This window comes from Collinsella sp. LCP21S3_D3 (assembly GCF_052118305.1).
Classification (GTDB): Bacteria; Actinomycetota; Coriobacteriia; order Coriobacteriales; family Coriobacteriaceae; genus Collinsella.
Genome location: NZ_JBQKHK010000001.1, coordinates 158,482 through 178,909, shown reverse-complemented (window position 1 = coordinate 178,909; position 20,428 = coordinate 158,482). Strand labels below are relative to the sequence as shown.

Sequence of the window (20,428 nt, the reverse complement as noted above, 5' to 3'; positions counted from 1 at the left end):
AACAACCCACTAGCTGTATTGGAAAAAAGGAAGAATTATGCCAATGATTACTTCATACGCCACTTGCGAACGTTTTTGTTTAGCAACATTTTGTTGTGCAATAAATCAACTGTGCATATGCTGATGAGCGGTAGTTTTAATCGGTGAACGGCGATCGCGAACGCCTGAAGGCCCTTTCATTTTCCTTGGCACCAAGGCAATTAAAATGGACCTGTCTCGCGGGCGCGCCGCGCATCATACACGTCTTTCTGCCACCAGATGGGACAAGCAAGGTTGCTCGCTCATGTCCTCATTTGTCTTTACGCTATAATCAAGATAAAACTATACATATGATTCTATGTAAGGAGTTTCATATGCCTATCGTAAAGCCTATTTCAGATCTGCAACGCAACTTTGGTTCCATAGCGGATAGCTGCCACCAAACCAAAGAGCCCGTCTACCTGACCAAAAACGGATCGGCATCGCTTGTCGTCATGGATGCCGAGGCCTATGACGAGCAGACGCGCGCACTAACCGCCATTCAGGAGCGCGAAGAACGCATCCAGCGAGCCATCACGCGTGGCTACGACGACTTAGTAAACGGTCGTGTGCGACCGTGGAAACAGGCCAAGGCAGATGCAGATCGCATCAGGGCGGCTCGCCATGAAATTGGATAACGCAGACGTCGAGTTCTACTCGGAGCTCGACGAACTTGATAAGCCTTTTGATGTTGTCATGACTGACGAGGCACTCTATGCCTATGCCGAGATTCCTTCGGAGCGAGTCTACGCCAGAATCGGCAACCTCATCGACTTTCTAGCCGAGCATCCTTATTTTGGCGAAGAATACGACCCCTACTATCAGGCGGCCTTTCCGCCCATTGACTGCAGGGTCTTCTTTTGCGCGCACTACGGTGTGTACTACCACGTGGATGTTGAGCAGCGAAACATCAGCATCCTGGCAATCGAGGACCATCGAAAGAACCCTTTGAGTAGATTCAAACTACTCAAGTAGTCCCCCATGTAACCATCCTGTAAATCATAGCGGCGCAGTCGAGTTTTACCGTGATGCGGTCGCGCCTGGCGCTCCACTGTGCTAAAGTATCCCGAACGTTCAAACGACTACGAGGGGAACTAGAAGATGGCACGTGTGCACAACTTCTCAGCTGGCCCGGCTGCGCTGCCTACAAGCGTGCTCGCCGAGATCGCCGACGAGATGATGGACTACCGCGGTTGCGGCATGTCCGTGCTCGAGATGAGCCATCGATCTAGCATGTACCAGCAGATCATCGACGACGCCGAGACAACCCTGCGCCGCCTGCTGAGCATCCCCGACAATTACCGCGTCCTGTTTTTGCAGGGCGGCGCCACGCTGCAGTTTGCGGGCATCCCCATGAACCTCATGCGCCGCGGCCGCGCCGGCTACGTCGTGACCGGCAACTTCGCCAACAAGGCGTACAAGGAGGCCGCCAAGTACGGCGAGGCCGTGCTGCTCGCGAGCTCCAAGGACACCAATTTCGACCGCATTCCCACCATGGCCAATATCAACGCGCGCATTGCCGCCGAGGCCGCGGGCAACGGGATCGACTACGTCTACATCTGCCAGAACAACACCATCTTTGGCACCATGTACCACGAGCTGCCCGCTTGCGGCGATGTGCCGCTGGTCGCCGATGTCTCGAGCTGCTTTCTGTCGCAGCCGCTCGACGTTGAGCGCTACGGGCTCATTTACGCCGGCGCGCAGAAAAACGCCGGCGCCGCGGGCGTGACCGTGGTTATCGTGCGCGGCGACCTCATCGCAGATGGCCCCGCCTTTGCGCAGACGCCGCAGTACATGGACCTTAAGACCCAAGCCGCCAAGGGCTCCATGCTCAACACGCCCAACACCTTTGGCATCTACGTGTGCGGCAAGGTGTTCCGTTGGGTTGAGCAGACCGGCGGACTAGCCGCCATGGCCGAGCGCAACTGGGCCAAGGCCAACCTGCTCTATGACCTGCTCGAGCACAGCGAGCTGTTCCATGGCACCACGCAGGCCGACAGCCGCTCCATCGCCAACGTCACTTTCCGCACCGGCGACGCCGAACTCGACGCGGCCTTTGTCGCAGGCGCGGCCGAGCACCAGATTCAAAACGTCAAGGGCCATCGCCTGGTGGGCGGCATGCGCGCCAGCGTCTACAACGCCGTAACCATGGAAGATGTGAAGGCACTGGCCTCGTACATGAAGGACTTCGAAGCGCAGCATAGTTTGAGTCCGCGATCTAACTAGCCCGCAACCCGCGGGCCGACCAGCCACTTCAAACCACTTGTTATAAACAAACCCGCTAAGGAGTTTTTCATGCGCAAGATCAAAACCATCGACGACATAACCAAAGACGGCAAGGTCGAGTTTGGCGAGGGCTACGAGTTTGTGGGCACCGCCGAGGAGGCCGACGCCATCCTGATGCGCTCCACCGACCTGCACGGCTACGAGCTGCCCGAGGGCATCCGCGCCATCGCCCGCTGCGGCGCCGGTGTCAACAACATCCCCATCGAGGAGTACGCCAAGAAGGGCGTCGTCGTCTTTAACTCCCCCGGTGCCAACAGCAACGCCGTCAAGGAGCTCGTCCTGGGCATGCTGGTGCTCTCGAGCCGCGGCGTGGTGCAGTCGATGAACTGGGTGCGAGACAACGCCGACGACCCCGAGATTCAGGTCGACGCCGAGAAGGCCAAGAAGGCCTTTGTGGGCCGTGAGCTCAAGGGCAAGCGCATCGGCGTCATCGGTCTGGGCAACGTGGGCTCCAAGGTCGCCAACGCCTGCGTCGATCTGGGCATGGACGTCTACGGCTACGATCCGTTCATTTCCGTCGAGCACGCATGGGTACTGAGCCGCGAGGTGCAGCGCGTGGGCACGCTCGAGGACCTCTGCCGCGGCTGCGACTACCTCACCGTACACGTGCCCAGCAAGGCCGACACCATCGGCATGATCAGCATCGAGCAGATCGACCTGCTGGCCCCGGGCGCCGTGCTCATCAACTATGCGCGCGAGACCATCATTGACGAGGACGCCGTCGACGCAGCCCTGCGCGCGGGCAAGCTGAGCTGGTTTAGCTGCGACTTTGCCACGCCCAAGACCGTCAAGATGCCCAATACGTTTATCACCACGCACTCGGGCGCCGGCACCGGCGAGGCCGAGGCCAACTGCGCCGATATGGCCATCAGCGAGCTCAAGGACTACCTGGAGAACGGCAACATCGCGCACAGCGTCAACTACCCCGCCTGCAGCATGGGCAAGGCGCGCGCCGCAAGCCGCATTGCCTGCCTGCACGCCAACGTGCCCAACATGATCGGCCAGATCACGGCAATCCTGGCCAAGGACAACGCCAACGTGCAGCGTATGACCAACGAGTCCGCCGGCGAGAACGCCTACACCATGTTCGACACGGACGAGCACCTGGACAGCAGCACCATCGAGGCGCTCAAGCAGATTCCGTCGATGTATCGCGTACGCGTGATCAAGTAGCGTCGGCGCCAAGCCTGCCAGACAGGCAATGAAGCTCATTCGGCCCCCGTTTTCGCGAAACGGGGGCCGATTTCGTTGCTCCGGCTGGTTTTGAAATTGCTACCCAGATTAAGTTTTTTCGGATAATAGACAGTCATGCCTAAATCACTGAGAGCACCTGCTCTGATAAACAGCTTTATCAGGGACTTTAGTAGGTAAAAATCGATCTCTCTGTGCCGAATGTAAGTTGACTGTCTATTTTCCGAAACAACTTATTCTAGATAGCATTTTTAGGGCCCTCCAAAGGCGAAATTGAAGCCTTTTTGCGGCCAAAACCCTAGCTCACGCGACCGTTTTCCACCCGCACGGCTACATTCCCGCCCAATCGATAAAAATCTCCTCACGAAGCCGCCGTTCGAGCTCTTGCTGCCGCGGCGTCTTGTCTTTCAACGGCACATCGAGATAGGACATGATGAGTTCCATCACCACGCGGAAGGCATCGGAGTCGACCAGCTGACCATAGGTCATCAGAACGACAGGATATCCCATCGCTTGCAGCGCCGTCGTTCGATCGGAGTCCGAGATCTTGGATTCTATGGATCCATGAATGGCTTTGCCTTGGCATTCAACCAGGCACTCTCTGCTGCCGTCCTTATTTGACAGCAGGATATCGGCGTAGCGCCTATCAAGCCCCGAAATCAGGCGGGCGCTGCGCGTCATGCGAATCTCAACGTTATTGGTAAGGCGCAGCCCTTCGCCGCCGCGCAACCTCGTAAGGCCAAACAGCATCGAAGCCTGGACCTCGAGCGGCGATGCCACAACCCCCGTAATACATTTCGCGGCACGCGTGAACGATTTAGCACCGCGGAGCCCCTGGATCTTATCGACGTACTCGGTTAGTTCAGAGAGCTCAATCAAGGGCGGTCGTTTCCACAGGTCCGTTGGATTCCCCGAGGCATCCTTTACGTTTTCCCAGCCCAACCGTGCGTCACCCCACCGGCTCCCATACGCCTGCTCAAGTGCCGACTTTACCTGAGGCGCAATCTTGCACACGGCAAAGGTGCCGCACATCTCATACATGCACATGATCAGGCGCTCATTTGAGACCGAGGAAGCCAGGGTCAGCAGGGTAAAGAGCGGGGACGCAACATCAAGGCCAAACTCTGTCTGCCGCACGGAATCAAACGGCCTCTCCCCGTTCCAGACATGCCTGACAATTCGACCGCCCTTGCGCCCGCAGAGGCCCTGCGCCAACACGTGTAACGGAGTGCCCAGGAAATACTTGACGAGCGGGTGCTCACAAAGATGCTCCCTGCGCGGATCGTCCACAGAATCGGGCAGATCCGGCATTATTGCCAAGACCTGTGGAGGTATCCGGTGATACCGAAAGGCAGATATGTCGCACAGCATGTCGTCCATGAAGGATACGTACCCATTGCGTCGTTTGCGAGCCTGCCCGGACGCCAAACGCGATGGCTCGGCCTGTGAACGGTTAATACTGCTACGCACACGTCGCGAATTTTCCAGGTGGCTTACAATCGGTTTTGGAAACAAACTGATTGTGAGGTTGCATATGGTTGATGAGAACTTTGCCTGGCGGCTTACGCAGGAGCTCGTGAAGATTGATAGCTCGGACCCGGGCGCCTACGAAGGCGAGATCGAACACTTCATTAAGAGGCTCATTGAACAGCAGCTGGCGCAGCTTGATAGTCCTGCGCTCGATGCCGTGCAGGTTGCAGAGCTCGAAGTACTCCCCGGGCGCCGCAACCTTATGGTCACCGTGCCGGGTGTGAGCGACGAGGCGCGACTCGTCTACATCTGCCATATGGATACCGTCACCCTAGGAGATGGCTGGAACGCGGACACACCGCCACTCGGGGCGACCGTGCGCAACGACAAACTCTTTGGCCGGGGCGCCTGCGACATGAAGGGCGGCCTGGCTTGCGCCATTACCGCGCTTGTCCACGCACTCGAGCGCGTGGCGGCGGATGGTGAGCTGCCCCACCGTGGCTTCTCGCTTATTTGCTCGGTCGACGAAGTGGACTTTATGCGCGGCTCCGAGGCGGCCATCGATGCCGGCTGGGTCGGCTCGCGCGAATGGGTGCTGGACACCGAGCCCACCGACGGACAGATTCAGGTGGCGCACAAGGGTCGCACATGGTTCGAGATCGAGATGACCGGCGTCACGGCGCATGCGAGCCAGCCCTGGAAGGGCGCCGACGCCGTCGCCGCCATGGCCGAGGCCGTCTGTGCGCTGCGCCATGCGTTCGCGGCGCTGCCCGTGCATGATGAGCTGGGGGCTTCGACCATCACGTTTGGACAGATCGAGGGCGGCTATCGCCCCTATGTCGTGCCCGACCGCGCCAAGGTCTGGGTCGATATGCGCCTGACGCCGCCGACCGATACGGCCGCCGCGACGCGCATGGTAGAGCAGGCCATCGCCGGCGCCGAAGCCACAGTCCCCGGTTGCCATGGAAGCTATACCGTGACAGGCGACCGACCCGCCATCGAGCGCGATCCGGTCTCTCCCCTTCTAGCCGCGCTCAAGCGTGCCGCCGATGACGTGACAGGCGCGGACACGACCGTCGGCTTCTTTACCGGCTACACCGACACTGCCGTCATTGCCGGCAAGACGGGTAACCGCAACTGCATGAGCTATGGCCCAGGCTCGCTCGCGCTCGCCCATAAGCCCAACGAATATGTGCCCCACGCCGATATCGTTCGCTGCCAGCGGGTGCTGATCGCGCTCGCCGACAACACGCTCTGGGGCGCGAATAGCCAAGTTGGGGCATAATAAGCCGCAAACAAACCGACTCGCGCGTTAGGACTGTCCATGAAAGCTCTTCCGTTTCCCTGCATCCGCCCAGCTCAGGACCGTGTGCTCGAGGCGCTGCCGCAGATGGGCGACATCCTGATCGGCAACGACGCCCTGCGCGGTGCGATTGCCGATGGGCTCATGCTCAAGGATCCGGGCGCGGCGTATTACGTGTACGAATGCTCCGGAGAGCCAGGGCGCGTGACGGGTGTCGTGGCGATCTGCCCGGTCGGCGTACTGACGGGCGACGACGCAGCTTCCGCAGATGCGGCCGCAGCCGCCCGTACAATCGCCGAGCTCAAGGTGCAGCCGCGCCCCGTGTCGCTCGCCTACGAAGCCTCGCCCGTCATGGATATCATCCTGGGCGCCGCCAAAGAGGGCGCGTCGCTCTATGCCGTCACCGACCCCACCGGCATTACGCATCGCGTATGGGAAGTCAAGCGCGAGGACGCCGTTGCCGCCATCCGAGCCATGCTCGATCAGGCACCGGAGCCGGCACTGGCCGACGACCCCGCCTACGCTGCCGCGCTGGCAGGGGCGGCGCAGCTCCTGGCAGACGAGGCCCGCGCAGCCGGCACCTACACGGGCAAAGAGCCGTTCAACTTTACCGTGGCCGTGCTGTTCCCCGCCGCGCAGGTCAGCGGCGGCGCGCCGCAGGTTCCGACGGGTCTGCTCACTCACCAGATCTCACGGTTCTAACGGGGCCTAAACGCCCAGCACAAAGACTCGGCAGCTCAACAAGCAAGGGGCGGGGATGCCTGCGCAGCCATCCCCGCCCCCTTCGCATCGAGCAATTATGTCGGCGATCCGAATCGCCGCACCCGCGCTACCCACGCCGCGGACCCGCCGCCGCCACGAGCGGCTCTAGCCCCAGCTCACGCGCGTAATCCTCCTGCGTAAAGACTTCGACCAGTTCAAACGTATCGGTTGCATCGTCAAACGCAAAATGCAGAACCGAGCAGTTGCCCGGCACGCGCTCGCGCTCGTCGGCCGCCGCTCCCCTAGAGTGGTCCAAAAACTCCTTGATGGCCGAGGCATGGCTCACCGCGAGCACGCACGAATGGTCCGGGCGTCGCATAAGATCGGTCAACGTCGTCACCATGCGCTCGCGTACCTGCATCTGGCCCTCACCGCCAAACTGACGATAAAAGTCACGCCACGGACGCTCGGGCATCAGCATCACGCGCTCGGCCTCAAAGTCGCCAAAGAACCACTCGCGCAGGCCATCCAGACGCTCGTAGGCAAGGCCCGGCCACAGGCTGGCAATAGTCTGCTCGGTGCGGTGCAGCGTCGAGGTGTAGGCGTGATCGGGCTCAACGCCACGCGCACGCAAGAACATACCGGCACGCGCCGCCTGCTCGCAGCCCAACTGCGTGAGCGGCGAATCGCTCCATCCCTGAATAATGCGTTTAAGGTTGAATATTGTCTGTCCATGACGGACCAGATACAGATCTTTGTTCATAGGGGTCCTTTCGTTCGTTACCAATCAAGGAGCGAAAACGCCCCGTCGCAATAGCCAAAATGAAGCACGGCACCGTTGTCGGGCTGCTCTCCCCCGCCGGTCACGCATCTAAGAAACTCCTGGCAGGCAGAGCCATGAGAGACCGCAAGCACACAATCGTGCTGCGGTCGGGCCATAATACGGGACAGCGCCGCGACCATGCGCGCCCGAAGCTCGCCTTCCGACTCGCCACCAAAGGCCACCGGATAATCGCCCCAGGGCTGCGGCGGCATATCGCGATTTGATGTGCCCTCCAGCGTGCCCAGGCGCCACTCGCGCAAATCATCGACCGGCTCTATGGGAAGATCCTCGCCAACGATCAGCTCGGCCGTGTGGCGCGCCCGACCCAACGGAGACGTATACGCGTGGTCAAAGGAGATGCCGCGCGCCTCAAACGCCGCGCGCGTCGCCAGTGCCTGCTCGCGCCCGCGCTCCGTGAGCGGCGAGTCTTGCCAGCCCTGCAAAATGTTCTGCACGTTAAGCTCGGTCTGCCCATGCCGAACCAAATACAGATCGGACACACGCCCTCCCCTCGCACCACCACAAAGGGGACAGGCACCTTTGTGGTGGTTTGCCGCCGGATCGCGCCGCAACGACGCAACTACACCAGCACGTCGGCAAGCGGACGCTTGGGCACGTGATGCACCTGCGCCTCGTCGCGCCAGTAATTAATAGAACCGTCGGGGTTGGAATCGATCGCGTCGATAACCTGGGTCTCGGCCGGCACGCCAAAAGCCATGATCAGCTTGAGCTCGTACTTGTCGTTATCGAGCCCCATCGCATCGATCGCGCGGGGCGTAAAGGCCTTGAACATGCAAGCCGCCACCTCGGGCGTTGCGCTGCGCGCGGCGAGCATCATCGTCTGAGCCGCGATGCCCGTGTCGACCTCGGTGATAGGCGCGGCGGGTTTGCCGGGAACGGTGCGCTCGGCAAGAATTGCAATGTAGCCGGTCGGACGCTCGCCCTCGACAGGACCCGGCCAGTCCTTGAGCGCCCCGGCCCATGCGAGCTCGTCAAACACGCGAGCGCAGTCCTCGGCACCGCTCACCACATGAAAACGCAAGCGCTGAGCATTGGCGCCACAGGGGACCAGGTGCGCCAGCTCTGCCAGCTCGAGCAAAAACTCGCGCGGCACGCGCATGGACTCGTCAAAACGGCGGCATGTGCGGGCGCGACGGACCAGCGCATCAAACGCATCCAGACCAAGCTTTTCGCAACCCTGCTTTGCCATCGACTCGGCGCTCGACGGCACCACGGGAACTGCTTCGTTCATAGGGACCCCCAAAAAGCCAATTGTTCTTAGGAAAATCTAACCTAAAACGCAGGCAATAACGAACAGAGCTGCAATGTTCTACACCTGTTGAATAGAAAATCGCGACGTGGGGAACAACGGAAACAAATCGGGGCCTTTGAGTTGCGTTTCGCCCTCCCCGGCCCATACGCCAGCGCCTTTAGGCGATACTGGTTGTAACGATCGCGGCTTACGCCGCACGGAAAGGAGGCCTCATGGGCATCTTTAAGAATGACGACCAGCAATCGAGTCTGTTTGGATTTGACGAGAAAAGCATGGCAGGCAAGGCGATTAAAGCCGTGCGCTGGATCTACGCCGCCACGGGCGTCATCGCGCTCATCGCCGGCATCGCGCTGCTGTTTGCACCCGCCAAGACCCTCGTCTTTTTGACGACCGTACTGGGCTTCTACTTTGTGATCACGGCTGGCGTCAGGCTGTTCACCGCCATTTTTGAGCCGCTGCTGCCCGCCGGCTGGCGCGTCACGAGCATCCTCGCCAACCTGCTCATCATCTTGGGCGGCGTGGTGATCCTGCGCAACCAGGCGCTTTCGACCGCGACGCTCAGCACGCTTGTGGTGGTCGTGGCCGGCTTTGGCTGGATTGTCGAGGGCATCATGTCGATTCTGGAGTCCGAGCTTTCTTCCAACCGCGCCCTCGCCATCCTGAGCGGCGCGCTCTCCATCATCGCCGGCGTGTTCGTGTTCATCTATCCGCTGTGGTCGGCAAAGATGCTCGTCATCTTTACCGGCGCTGCACTCCTGGTGTTTGGCGTGACGCTAGTTATTCGCGCTATCCGCTTTGGCAAGCTGGTGCACTAGATGCCGCGAACGCTGTTTATTGATGCCGACGCCTGCCCGGTCACGCGTGAGTCGATCGACTGCGCGCGACGGGCGGGTGTTGCCGTGGTTGTCGCCGGCAACAGCACGCAAAACCTGGAGCGGCACATTCGCCGTGACGACCCGCGCGATGCCGAGCACGCGCGACGTGGCTTTTGGGTCACAACGCTCGACGTGAGCGTAGGCGCCGATAGCGCCGACTTTGCCATTATCGAGCGTCTGCAGGCAGGCGATGTGGTCGTGACACAGGACATTGGCCTGGCGAGCATGGTGCTCGGTCGCGATGCCGCCGCCATCGGCGTGCGCGGGCGCGTGTACGACAAAGCCACCATCGATATGCAGCTGTTTATTCGTCACGAAGAAAAGAAAGTACGCCGCGCCGGCGGTCGCACCCGTGGACCGGCAGCCTTCACCAGCGAAGACCGCGCCCGCTTTAAGCGCAACCTCACCGACCTGCTGCGCTAACCAAGGTAGATTTTTGGGACATGCCTAAAAATCTACCTTTTTGTTTTGGCGATTGGCGCGCATCCAACGCCGGTCATGGCGGTAGATGTTTGAGGCATGCCCCAGTTTTTACGGGATACCTCAAACATCTACTTAGAGGCCAAAGGCGGAAAGGATAAGACCCCAGCCCGCGCCGATGACGTACATCATGACCAGGAACACAGCGTTTTCGCGAGCGCTGCGATTGGTGCGGAACAGCACCAGGTAACCCACGCCGGCAGAAATGAGCGTGCCGGCGAGCATCGGTGCCAGCTGCAGCGCGCCTTCCAGATACAGCTGCGTGATGACCACGCTCGCCGAGCAGTTGGGAATGAGGCCGACAAGCGCCGAACCCAGGACAGCGAGCGTCTCGTTGCCGCGCAGGAACTGCTCGATCGCGGACTCGCCGAAGGTCTCGAGCACGGCGACCAGAATCAGCGTCACCAGAAAAATGAATACCGAAACCTGCACGGTGTGCGAGATCGCGCTGCGGATAATCGACAGGACAGGCGCGCCTTTGTGTGAGTGGGAGTGACCGTGGTGGTGTTCGTGCTCGCCCTCGTGTCCGTGGTCGTGGCCATGTCCGTGGTCGCGGTCGGCCTCGTCTTCATCACAACCGCAATGGTCGCGCTCGCACAGCTCATGGATGTGGTCGGCGCTCACGCCCGCCTCGGCCACCTCGTCGATGATGTCACCGCCGCTGTGATCGTCATGCGCGCAGTTAACGTGCGCCGGATTGGCAGCGGTTCCCAACACGGTACGGCGGATCGCCGCATGAGCACGGGCGTTGCGACGCAGACCGCGAATGGCGGCATCTACGATAAAGCCCGTGACCAGCGCGATCAGCGCCTTCGAAGCCAAAAGCATCGCCATAGTCTGCACGGGAACCTGCTCGGCAAGCAGCAGTGGCAGCATCTCGTCGGAGGTCGAGAGAAACACCGCCACCAGGGTGCCCAACGTCACGACGCGACCGGCGTACAGCGTTGCCGCCATCGCCGAAAAGCCACACTGCGGCACCATGCCCAGCAACGAGCCAACCACGGGGCCAGCGGCGCCGGCACGCTTGACGGCGCCGTTGACGCGATCGCCCGCCACATGCTCCAGCGTCTCGAGGGCCAGATATGTCACCAACAAGAACGGCACCAGCGAGAGCGTGTCCTTGCCGGCGTCGAGCAAAATATCAATCAGCAAATCCATGACGGATGGAACCTTTCGTGTCTTTCGGCAGCATTGTAAAAGTCCTAGCGGTCAACTAGGGTATTGTAGTTGTCCTAGGCGTGATGCCAATAGTTGCATGTGGTAAACTATCATCTCGCCACATCTCAATGACCCCGAGCCGCATGACGCGGCCCGTCCAAGGAGCAGTATATGAACGTTTCGCAAGCACTCGAATACGAGCGCCAGCCGTTTATCCCCATGTTCATCTATGGCGATCACGGCGCCATGGAATCCGAGCGTCAAAAAGGCGAAGAGGCCCTCAAGGTGCTCGAGACCGAGTACTTTACCGCCGAGGGCGACCCTGGCTTCGACTTTGCCACCGTGCGCGACCTGGCCGACCGCAACCGCGACCTATGCGACCAGATTGGCGAGGCGCGCCTGCGCAACGTGACGCCCGTGACGCTTTCGCGCGGTCTGTCCGACGCCGATACCTGCGCCGCCATCGGCAAGATGCAAAAGCGCACCGCCGCGTCCGTCATGCGCGAGATCCGCGGCGACCGCGATGCGCTCGGCGTGGCGTACGCCCGCAAGCCCATCCAGGGCACGGTGCTCGGCATCGACATCGAGACCACCGGCCGTGCACCCGAGCGCGGCTACATCATCAACGTGGGCTGGGAGATCATGGAGCTCACCAGCGACGCCGTCCCGCACGACGCCGAGGCACACTATTGCGGCCTGCCCGATATCTACCGCGGCGAAGATGTGCCGCTGTCGAATATCCATCACATCACCTGGGACGACATCGACGGCAAAACGCCCTTCCGCGAGAACAAGGAGCTGCAAAAGCAGCTGCTCAAGCTCATGAAGAAATACCCGTACATGGCGCACAACGCCGCCTTTGAGGACAGCTGGTTCAAGATCCATCTGGACGGCTATGCCGAGGCGCGCCGAGCCGGCAAGATTATCGTCATCGACTCGCGCCAGATCTGCCGCAGCCTGGACGCCGACGTGCGCTCGCTCCCCCGCGAGTCCGCACCCGCCGCACTCGAGAACTGGGCACGCCGTCGCGGCACCCTCGCGCCCGACGCCAACGAGCAGCACCTGGGCCTCGACGACACCGACCTCATGCTCCGGACGGTGCAGGCCGAGTTCAACCTCAAGAACCTGTTTGCCAAGTAGATTGCCAAGCAGAGGCGCCATTCGCGAGCAATACTTGCCGGACCATAGCGCCCCGCGCAAAAGCGACACGCTGAGGCGCCTCCCTCAAGCGACGCAAAAACGGGCCGATGTCCAAGCGGATATCGGCCCGTTTTTCGCGCCGTACAACGCGGCCCTCCAGCCCCCGATGTCTAGCCGCCGCATAACCAAGAACTTCATCTGCGCATGTTCAAGCCAAATTGCACATTTTTGTTGACGCCGCCTTTGCATCAAAACGATGCTGACCAGCATCAGTTGTGGAGGTCTGCGTAGTCAGCGAGCTGCGACAATGCTCCAAATAGCATCTTTCTCCATCATTGGCGTCAAGCGCTTGGACAGCTTTTGTTATGCCGCGCCATTTTGCCTTGGCATTCATTGCGAACCCCGCCGCCTGGTCTGCCATGCTATCTGTATGAGTATCGTGCTTTCACATAACACGGCAAAAGCGGTCTACCAAGCCGCATACTCGGTATCCGCAATTGGCACCGAGCCCTGCAGCCCTGCCAAGATCTACGGGGCGCGCCCCAGCAAGGAGCTGCTCGACTCTGCCGCCGACTGGCTCGCCAGGCACAACGTCGCTCTGGATAACGATGCCCCGCTCGATACAACGGTGTTCGAGCGCGCAAACGTGCGCAGCATGACGGGCTGCAAGTGCCACGTATCATCCAAGCGATTCGCGGGCTCGCGCTTTATCAAGCTTGCCGACGACATCTATATTGTCGGCGTCGAACTCTGTGCGCTTCAGGCCGCAACCTATCTTCCCTTTCGAGAACTTGTGGAGTACTACTTCGAACTGTGTGGCGCCTATTCCCTTGGGCACGATGCCTCGACATCCTATACCGAGCGCTTCGCGCTCACCTCGACTTCGAGCCTTAAACATTTCTTTAACTCCCTCATCGACTGCAAGGGCCTCGAACTTGCCCGAAAAGCCATCCAATGCGTGCGGGACGGATGCCGATCGCCGATGGAAACGGCGTTTGTCATGATGCTCACGCTACCCAGGCGCGAGGGCGGTCTTGGCATTAGCGAGATCGAGACCGACTACGAAGTAAAGGTCACAGCTGCTGCAAAGAATCTCACGCGGCGCGAAAAGTTCTATATGGATGCATATCTCAAGCGATCCCGAACCGACATCGAATACAACGGATTTCAGCACGATGCCGAAGAAGACCGCGCCATTGACGAAGAGCGCAAGAACGCGCTGGCGTCCATGGGCTACGGAATCATTACCGTCAGTCGCTATTCCTTTATGCACGCCAGCGCCTTCGCCAGGGTTATGGAGGCAATCCAGCGAAAGGAGGGCATTCGCCCATCGCGCCTGCCCAAAGATTTCGCAATCAAGCAAGAAGAGCTGCGACAATTTGTGCTCAGGAGATTTATCGAGGAAAAGAAGCGTATTGAGGAGCTCCTCCGTCAAGACGCAGCGCAGGGTAATGCACTTGAGCTCGAGCGCGCAGTGCTCGAGGGCATCTCGCTGGACGACCCGACGATCAACAATGTCCCGGCCATCGACGACATGCAAGTCATCGAGCTAGATTGCCCGGAGTTCGCCCAAACAAGCACCTCCACACCCGAAGGCAGGGTGTACGGGGCCAGAACAGAGGCGGACTGACAGGGTGGGTACCCCGGCGACGTGCAAAAACGGGAGTTTTCAGCAGAGCCGAGTATCCGAGGGCGGCCGAATTGCCCCATTTTGCACCGAAGCCGCTGTTTTCGATGTAAGTTAGGCAACAGCTGGGGAATATCTATTGCCATTTGCACTCCAGTAAAGCCCTGTGGCGGCAAACGACGCTGTATCATGCAATAAATAACCCCTCGTCGATGCTGAAAACTCCCGTTTTTGCACGTCGCTAGGGTACCCACGTTGGCATCGGCGGCCTTATCAGCACCAACCAATGCCCTTAGCCGCCTCTGGGGCCAATCGACAGCAAAAAAATTCGCAAATTATATTGACATATGAACATGCGCTCATATACTCGGAAGTAAGTTATATGAGCACATGTTCATATGAAAGGATATTGCAATGAGCGAACACGCCGATGAAATAAGGACCGACATCGACACCACCATCGTGCCCGACATCCCCACCACTTGCTCGCCCGAGGACCTTCCCGACGAGGAGCTGCTGTACGACCTTGCCGACTTGTTCAAGGTTTTCAGCGACACCACGCGTATCAAGATCCTCTACGCTCTCATGGGCCGCGAACTCTGCGTGGCCGACATCGCCGAGGCGACCGCAACCTCGCAGTCCGCGGTGTCGCACCAGCTGCGCACGCTCAAACAGTCGCACCTGGTTAAATTCCGGCGCGACGGGCGCAATATCCTCTACTCGCTCGCCGACGATCATGTCTACACCATGCTCAACCAAGGCATGAGCCACATCTGCGAATAGCGACCAACCACGGTACCAGCGCGGTCTGCACCCAAGCCGCAAATACAGGGAAAGGAACCCATCATGAAAAAGCAGTTCAAGCTCGACGAGATCGACTGCGCCAACTGCGCGCGTGAGCTTCAGGACGAACTCGCCAAGCTCGAGGGCGTCAAATCCGTTTCGGTCAACTTTATGACTCAGAAGCTGACGCTCGAAGCCGACGACGCTGAGTTCGACGAGGTCCTTGATCGCGTCGTGGAGTTCACCGCCGACGCCGAGCCGGACTGCGAGATCATTCTCTAGCCTGCGCATACGCTGATACGCAAGGCCGCGCTTGTCGCGGCCTTTGTCTCGATGTTATATGAGTGGATGTTCATACATTCAAATGGGAGGATTGAGTCATGGCCACCGCCGACCCCAAGAAGAAAAAGAAGAAGCACAAGAAAAAAGAGTCACTCGAGCATAAACGCAACCGCATCCTGGTAGCGCTGGGTATTTTTGTCGTGGTGTACGCCCTCGATGAGCTCGGCGCCCTCACCGCCGCATTCGGCACCCCAGGCAACATCTACGCCAGCTTTGTGCTGTTCCTCGTGCCGTTTTTGATTGCCGGCTACGACGTGCTCCAAAAGGCATTCAGCAACATCCGCCGCGGCAAAGCCTTCGACGAGAGTTTCCTCATGGCCGTCGCGACCATCGGCGCGTTTGCCACGGTGCTCTTCCCCGATACCGACCCGCACATGGCCGAAGGCGCCGCCGTTATGCTGTTCTACCAGGTCGGCGAGCTGTTCCAGGCATACGCCGTGGGCAAGAGCCGCAAATCGATCAGCGCCATGATGGACATCGCGCCCGATTACGCCAACGTTGAGCAGGCTGACGGCACGCTCGAGCAGGTCTTTCCCGATGACATCGCCGTCGGCACCGTCATTGTCATCAAGCCCGGCGAGCGCGTGCCCATCGACGGCGTTATCGTCGATGGCGAGACACAGCTCGACACCGCCGCCCTCACCGGCGAGTCAGTCCCCCGTACCGCCAAGACCGGCGACGATATCATCAGCGGCTGCATCAACATGACGGGTCTTATCCGCGTGCGCACCACCAAACCCTTTGGCGAGTCCACCGTCGCGCGCGTCCTGGAGCTTGTGGAAAACGCCAGCGAGAAGAAAGCACGCACCGAAAACTTCATCACACGGTTCGCCCGCGTCTACACGCCCGCCGTCACCGGCGCGGCAGCGGTGCTCGCGCTCGGCGGCGGCCTGGTGACCGGCGCTTGGTCCGATTGGATCCTGCGCGGCCTGACCTTCCTCGTCGTCAGCTGCCCGTGCGCACTCGTGATTAGCGTGCCGCTGAGCTTCTTTGGCGGCATCGGCGGCGCGTCCAAGCTGGGAGTTCTCATCAAAGGCTCCAACTACCTCGAGGCGCTCGCCGATGTGGATACCGTCGTCTTCGACAAAACCGGCACGCTCACCAACGGCACGTTCTCGGTCGTCGCGGTTCACCCCGAGGGCGGCTATACCGAGCAATCGCTGCTTGAAGTCGCAGCCCTCGCCGAGTCGTTCTCCGACCACCCCATCGCGCAGTCGGTGCGCGCCGCCTTCCAGGGCGAACTCGACCCCAAGCGTGTATGCGACTCCACCAACGAAGCGGGCCATGGCGTGACGGCGAACATCGACGGCAAGCACGTCGTCGTCGGCAACGCCAAGATGCTCGCCGCGGTCGGCATCGAAGCGCCCGATTGCGAGGTCGTCGGCACTATCCTCCATGTGCTGGTCGATGACGTCTATGCCGGTCACATCGTAATTGCCGACACCGTCAAAGCCGATGCCGAGCAAACGATTCGCGAGCTGCACGCCGCCGGCGTCAAGCGTACCGTCATGCTCACGGGAGACCGCGAGGAAGTGGCCGCCGCCGTGGCCAATCAGCTGGGAGTCGATGAGTTTCACGCGCAGCTTCTGCCAGGTGACAAGGTCGAGCGCGTCGAGGCATTGCTGGCGACCGAATCGGGCAAGGGCAAGCTCGCCTTTGTGGGCGACGGTATCAACGATGCGCCCGTGCTCACCCGTGCCGATGTGGGCATTGCCATGGGCGCCATGGGCTCCGACGCCGCGATTGAGGCCGCCGACGTTGTACTCATGGACGACAAGCCGTCCAACATTTCCCGTGCAATCCGCGTGGCTCGCAAGACCATGACGATTGTTTGGCAGAACATCATCTTTGCACTGGGCATTAAGTTACTGATTCTGGTACTCGCGGCACTGGGCATTGCCAACATGTGGCTCGCCGTGTTCGGCGACGTGGGCGTGGCGATCATCGCCATCCTGAACGCCATGCGCGCGATGGGTGTCAAGAACCTGTAGCATGCGTGGCTGTCCGGCCGGGCGACGCGGCACACCACGCGCAAGGGGCGTCCCCAACTGCCGGCAGAAAAGGAACGTCCCCAAGTGCCGAGCCGCAGCTATAGCAGCCCAAAGTGCTTTGCGGCGTTGTAAATTCCGTCGTCGTCCACGGCGGTCGTCACGTAGGTCGCCGCAGCCTTTACCGTGTCTTGCGCGTTGCCCATGGCCACGCTCGTGCCCACGGCGGCAAACATCGACAGGTCGTTCTCGCCATCGCCAAAGGCGATCGCCTCGCTCGCGTCGATGCCCAGACGCTCCAGCGTCGCCGCCACACCCAGGTCCTTGCCGCCGTTGGCCGGAATAATGTCGCAGAACAGGTCGCACCAGCGCGTGGTGAGCGAATGCGACACGGCATCGGTCACGATATGCTCGTCGGCAGGATCCACAAAGGCGCAGAACTGGTAAACCGGCGCATCGAAGGCGTGCTCAAACGGCTCCTCGTGATAGACGATTCCCGCGTTGTTACCGGCCGTCACCACGCGCTCGGACAGGCGGTTCACAAACGAGTTCTCGCCCTGCATGCACAGTGAGTCATAGCGCCCCTCGGCCACCTGGTCCACAATCACTGCAACGTCGTCCGGATCAATCGGACAGCTGCGGTAAACGCCCTCGGCATCAAAGCAGTGCTGGCCCGAAAGCGTAATGTACGCATCCCAACCAAGATCGAACAGCCAATCGGGCATCTGGTAGGTCGGACGGCCCGTGGCGATCACGCACGCAATCCCCTGCTCGTGAAAGCTGTCGAGCACTTGCTGCGCCGACGCCGGAATCCGGTGCGTCTTAAAGCTCAGCAGCGTGCCGTCGATATCGAAAAACGCGGCTTTGATCATCCTCGTCTACTCCTCGCCCTCGAGCTTCTCGCTCGCCTCGAGCCACGCCATCTCCAGCTCGTCCATAGCGGCGTGAGCCTCGTCGATCTTTGCCTGTTGCTCGCCCAGCGCCGTGTAGTTGGTGGGGTCGACCTGAGCCATCGCGGCCTCGGCCTCCTCCACGCGAGCGCGCTGCGTCTCCATCTTGCGCTCGAGCGAGCTCACCTCGCGGCGGAGCTTCTGGCGCTCGGCGTTGGAAAGGCCATTGGGCTGACCGCTCGCCTTGGGCTTTTCGGCCGCAGCTGCCGCGGCACCGGTGTCGAACGTGCCGGTCTTGGCGCTCGGCGCACCCACGGGCTCGCCCTCGGCGGTGGCATTGCACAGGCGCAGGTACTGGTCGACGCCGCCGGGCATGTGCGTCAGGTGGCCGTCGAGCAGCGCCCACTGCTGGTCGGTCACGCGCTCCATCAAAAAGCGGTCATGCGTTACCAGAATCAACGTGCCGGGCCAACCATCGAGCAGGTCCTCGACAATCGCCAGCATGTCGGTATCCAGGTCGTTGCCGGGCTCGTCCAGGATGAGCACATTGGGCTCGTCCAGGATCGTCAGCAGCAGCGATAGGCGACGGCGCTGTCCGCCCGAAAGATCGCCGATACGACTCCAGAGCTGCTGCGTCGTAAAGCCCAGACGCTCGCAGAGCTTCTCGGGCGAGGTCTCCTTGCCATCGATAACGTAGTACTTCTTGTAGTTGCTGAGCACCTCGCGGATCGTGTCGCCCATGTAGGGCTCGAGCTCCTCGAGCTGCTGCGACAGCACGCCAAAGCGCACCGTCTGGCCAATCTTCACGCGGCCGCGCAGGGGCGCGATCTTGCCCTGAATCACATCGAGCAGTGTGGACTTGCCGGCGCCGTTCTCGCCCAAAAGACCATAGCGGTCGCCCGCACCAATGAGCCAGGTCACGTCGGAGAGCACTTGCTTGGGCGCGCCGTCGGTATCGGCATAGCCGGCGTCCACGTCGACCACGTCGATAACCTGCTTGCCCAGGCGACTCACCGCCAGGCGCTTGAGCTCCAGCTCGTCGCGCACGGGCGGTACGTCGGCGATGAGCTCGCGAGCGGCCTCCACACGAAACTTGGGCTTGGTGGAGCGCGCCTGTGCGCCGCGGCTCAGCCATGCGAGCTCCTTACGCGCCATGTTGCGACGGCGCTCCTCGGTAACGGCGGCCATGCGGTCGCGCTCTACGCGCTGAAGGATATATGCGGAGTAGCCGCCCTCGAAGGGGTCGACCTGGCCGTCGTGGACCTCCCACATGCTGGTGCAGACCTCGTCCAAGAACCAACGATCGTGCGTGACCACGAGCATGGCGCCCTGGCCGCGCTGCCAGCGGGCCTTTAAGTGGCGCGCGAGCCAGTTGATGGTGCGCATGTCCAGGTGGTTGGTGGGCTCGTCGAGCATGAGCACATCGTAGTCGCCGATCAGCAGGCGCGCGAGGTCCACGCGGCGGCGCTGACCGCCCGAAAGCTCGCCCACCGTGCCCTCCCAGGGCACATCGCTAATAAGGCCGGCCAGGATCTGGCGCGTACGCGGGCTCGACGCCCATTCGTACTCGGGCGTGTCGCCGACGACGGCATGATGCACGGTGTCGGTATCGACCAGGTTGTCCTTTTGGCCGAGCAAACCAATCGTCGTGTCGCGTCGATGCGTCACGCGGCCGTCGTCGGGCTCCAGTGTGCCGGCGAGCACACTCAGCAGCGTCGACTTGCCATCGCCGTTTTTACCGACGATACCAATACGGTCGCCCTCGTCCACGCCGAGCGTCACGCTCTCGAAAATATGCTTGGTGGGAAACTCTAGGCTGACGGAATCGCATCCCAAAAGAATCGCCATATGCCCTGCTCCTTCGTAGAAATTCAACGTTGTCCATGATAGCAGCGAGCCCCACCCCAAAACCTACCAAAAAGGGACAGGTTTATTTTGGCAGGTTTTATCTGGGCAAACGTCAGAGCAGTCCAAGGGCACTCCGTGGTAAAACGTTAAACCTGCCAAAATAAACCTGTCCCTTTTTGGTAGGTCGACGGCCGCACACGACACAAAAAGGCGGGCCATCTCCCGCAAGAG

General features: G+C 60.7%; 20 protein-coding genes. 13 read left to right on the top strand and 7 right to left on the bottom strand.

The genetic code is table 11. The features are described 5' to 3' along the window. Positions 1-353: 353 nt before the first annotated feature. From ACTQ1S_RS00765 to ACTQ1S_RS00750, 4 genes are all read left to right on the top strand, one after another. Positions 354-656 carry a type II toxin-antitoxin system Phd/YefM family antitoxin gene (locus ACTQ1S_RS00765; protein WP_427794330.1) on the top strand — a complete coding sequence of 101 codons (303 nt, stop codon included), beginning with the start codon at positions 354-356 and terminating at the stop codon, positions 654-656. Beyond that, a complete protein-coding gene (locus ACTQ1S_RS00760; protein ID WP_217107952.1) occupies positions 643-993 on the top strand; it encodes a type II toxin-antitoxin system RelE/ParE family toxin in 351 nt (116 codons plus the stop codon). Before ACTQ1S_RS00765 ends, ACTQ1S_RS00760 begins: the two co-directional genes overlap by 14 nt. A 126-nt stretch (positions 994-1,119) precedes the next feature. Beyond that, positions 1,120-2,244, top strand: a complete 1,125-nt coding sequence (gene serC / locus ACTQ1S_RS00755) for a 3-phosphoserine/phosphohydroxythreonine transaminase (protein ID WP_441083238.1) — start codon at positions 1,120-1,122, stop codon at positions 2,242-2,244. A 69-nt stretch (positions 2,245-2,313) separates the two neighbouring features. Then, complete coding sequence (locus ACTQ1S_RS00750) at positions 2,314-3,477, top strand: phosphoglycerate dehydrogenase (protein WP_441083239.1); 1,164 nt, start codon at positions 2,314-2,316, stop codon at positions 3,475-3,477. A gap of 348 nt (positions 3,478-3,825) precedes the next feature. On the opposite strand, the gene ACTQ1S_RS00745 is transcribed toward ACTQ1S_RS00750, so the two are convergent. Further along, positions 3,826-4,875 (bottom strand): hypothetical protein, encoded by a 1,050-nt coding sequence (locus ACTQ1S_RS00745; RefSeq protein WP_441546817.1) that lies wholly within the window; start codon positions 4,873-4,875, stop codon positions 3,826-3,828. A 154-nt stretch (positions 4,876-5,029) separates the two neighbouring features. Here ACTQ1S_RS00745 and ACTQ1S_RS00740 point away from each other — a divergent pair, with 154 nt between their 5' ends. Both ACTQ1S_RS00740 and ACTQ1S_RS00735 read left to right on the top strand, forming a co-directional pair. Next, the gene (locus ACTQ1S_RS00740) at positions 5,030-6,250 is read left to right on the top strand and encodes a M20 family metallopeptidase (protein ID WP_441546816.1); all 1,221 of its coding nucleotides are present in this window, start codon (positions 5,030-5,032) and stop codon (positions 6,248-6,250) included. A 39-nt stretch (positions 6,251-6,289) separates the two neighbouring features. Next, a complete protein-coding gene (locus ACTQ1S_RS00735; RefSeq protein ID WP_441546815.1) occupies positions 6,290-6,970 on the top strand; it encodes a DUF1015 family protein in 681 nt (226 codons plus the stop codon). Positions 6,971-7,097: 127 nt separating this feature from the next. On the opposite strand, the gene ACTQ1S_RS00730 is transcribed toward ACTQ1S_RS00735, so the two are convergent. The 3 genes from ACTQ1S_RS00730 to ACTQ1S_RS00720 all read right to left on the bottom strand — a co-directional run bounded on the left by ACTQ1S_RS00730 (position 7,098) and on the right by ACTQ1S_RS00720 (position 9,045). Continuing rightward, complete coding sequence (locus ACTQ1S_RS00730; RefSeq protein ID WP_441048236.1) at positions 7,098-7,733, bottom strand: histidine phosphatase family protein; 636 nt, start codon at positions 7,731-7,733, stop codon at positions 7,098-7,100. A gap of 17 nt (positions 7,734-7,750) precedes the next feature. Next, positions 7,751-8,293 carry a histidine phosphatase family protein gene (locus ACTQ1S_RS00725; protein WP_441546814.1) on the bottom strand — a complete coding sequence of 181 codons (543 nt, stop codon included), beginning with the start codon at positions 8,291-8,293 and terminating at the stop codon, positions 7,751-7,753. A gap of 80 nt (positions 8,294-8,373) precedes the next feature. Continuing rightward, positions 8,374-9,045 carry a nitroreductase family protein gene (locus ACTQ1S_RS00720; RefSeq protein ID WP_441546813.1) on the bottom strand — a complete coding sequence of 224 codons (672 nt, stop codon included), beginning with the start codon at positions 9,043-9,045 and terminating at the stop codon, positions 8,374-8,376. A 233-nt stretch (positions 9,046-9,278) separates the two neighbouring features. Here ACTQ1S_RS00720 and ACTQ1S_RS00715 point away from each other — a divergent pair, with 233 nt between their 5' ends. Then, positions 9,279-9,881 (top strand): HdeD family acid-resistance protein, encoded by a 603-nt coding sequence (locus ACTQ1S_RS00715; protein ID WP_118099399.1) that lies wholly within the window; start codon positions 9,279-9,281, stop codon positions 9,879-9,881. Then, positions 9,882-10,364 (top strand): YaiI/YqxD family protein, encoded by a 483-nt coding sequence (locus ACTQ1S_RS00710; RefSeq protein ID WP_154515742.1) that lies wholly within the window; start codon positions 9,882-9,884, stop codon positions 10,362-10,364. Between the two features lie 132 nt (positions 10,365-10,496). Here the strand turns inward: ACTQ1S_RS00710 and ACTQ1S_RS00705 are convergent, their stop codons facing one another. Then, positions 10,497-11,579 (bottom strand): putative manganese transporter, encoded by a 1,083-nt coding sequence (locus ACTQ1S_RS00705; RefSeq protein ID WP_441546812.1) that lies wholly within the window; start codon positions 11,577-11,579, stop codon positions 10,497-10,499. 171 nt (positions 11,580-11,750) lie between these two features. On the opposite strand from ACTQ1S_RS00705, the gene ACTQ1S_RS00700 reads away from it, so the two are divergent. The 5 genes from ACTQ1S_RS00700 to ACTQ1S_RS00680 all read left to right on the top strand — a co-directional run bounded on the left by ACTQ1S_RS00700 (position 11,751) and on the right by ACTQ1S_RS00680 (position 17,462). Then, entirely contained in the window at positions 11,751-12,719 is a 969-nt protein-coding gene (locus ACTQ1S_RS00700) for a 3'-5' exonuclease (protein ID WP_441546811.1), read from the top strand. A 439-nt stretch (positions 12,720-13,158) separates the two neighbouring features. Beyond that, complete coding sequence (locus ACTQ1S_RS00695; RefSeq protein ID WP_147347836.1) at positions 13,159-14,349, top strand: hypothetical protein; 1,191 nt, start codon at positions 13,159-13,161, stop codon at positions 14,347-14,349. Positions 14,350-14,760: 411 nt separating this feature from the next. Further along, complete coding sequence (locus ACTQ1S_RS00690) at positions 14,761-15,129, top strand: ArsR/SmtB family transcription factor (protein WP_117794534.1); 369 nt, start codon at positions 14,761-14,763, stop codon at positions 15,127-15,129. A gap of 63 nt (positions 15,130-15,192) precedes the next feature. Beyond that, on the top strand, positions 15,193-15,411 hold the full coding sequence (locus ACTQ1S_RS00685; RefSeq protein ID WP_117583778.1) for a cation transporter: 219 nt from the start codon (positions 15,193-15,195) through the stop codon (positions 15,409-15,411). Positions 15,412-15,509: 98 nt separating this feature from the next. Further along, positions 15,510-17,462, top strand: coding sequence for a heavy metal translocating P-type ATPase (locus tag ACTQ1S_RS00680; protein ID WP_441546810.1), 1,953 nt, complete (start codon positions 15,510-15,512; stop codon positions 17,460-17,462). 98 nt (positions 17,463-17,560) lie between these two features. Here ACTQ1S_RS00680 and ACTQ1S_RS00675 read toward each other — a convergent pair whose 3' ends face one another. Both ACTQ1S_RS00675 and ACTQ1S_RS00670 read right to left on the bottom strand, forming a co-directional pair. Continuing rightward, positions 17,561-18,331, bottom strand: a complete 771-nt coding sequence (locus tag ACTQ1S_RS00675) for a Cof-type HAD-IIB family hydrolase (protein WP_441546809.1) — start codon at positions 18,329-18,331, stop codon at positions 17,561-17,563. 6 nt (positions 18,332-18,337) lie between these two features. Beyond that, entirely contained in the window at positions 18,338-20,197 is a 1,860-nt protein-coding gene (locus ACTQ1S_RS00670; RefSeq protein WP_441546808.1) for an ABC-F family ATP-binding cassette domain-containing protein, read from the bottom strand. Positions 20,198-20,428: the final 231 nt, after the last annotated feature.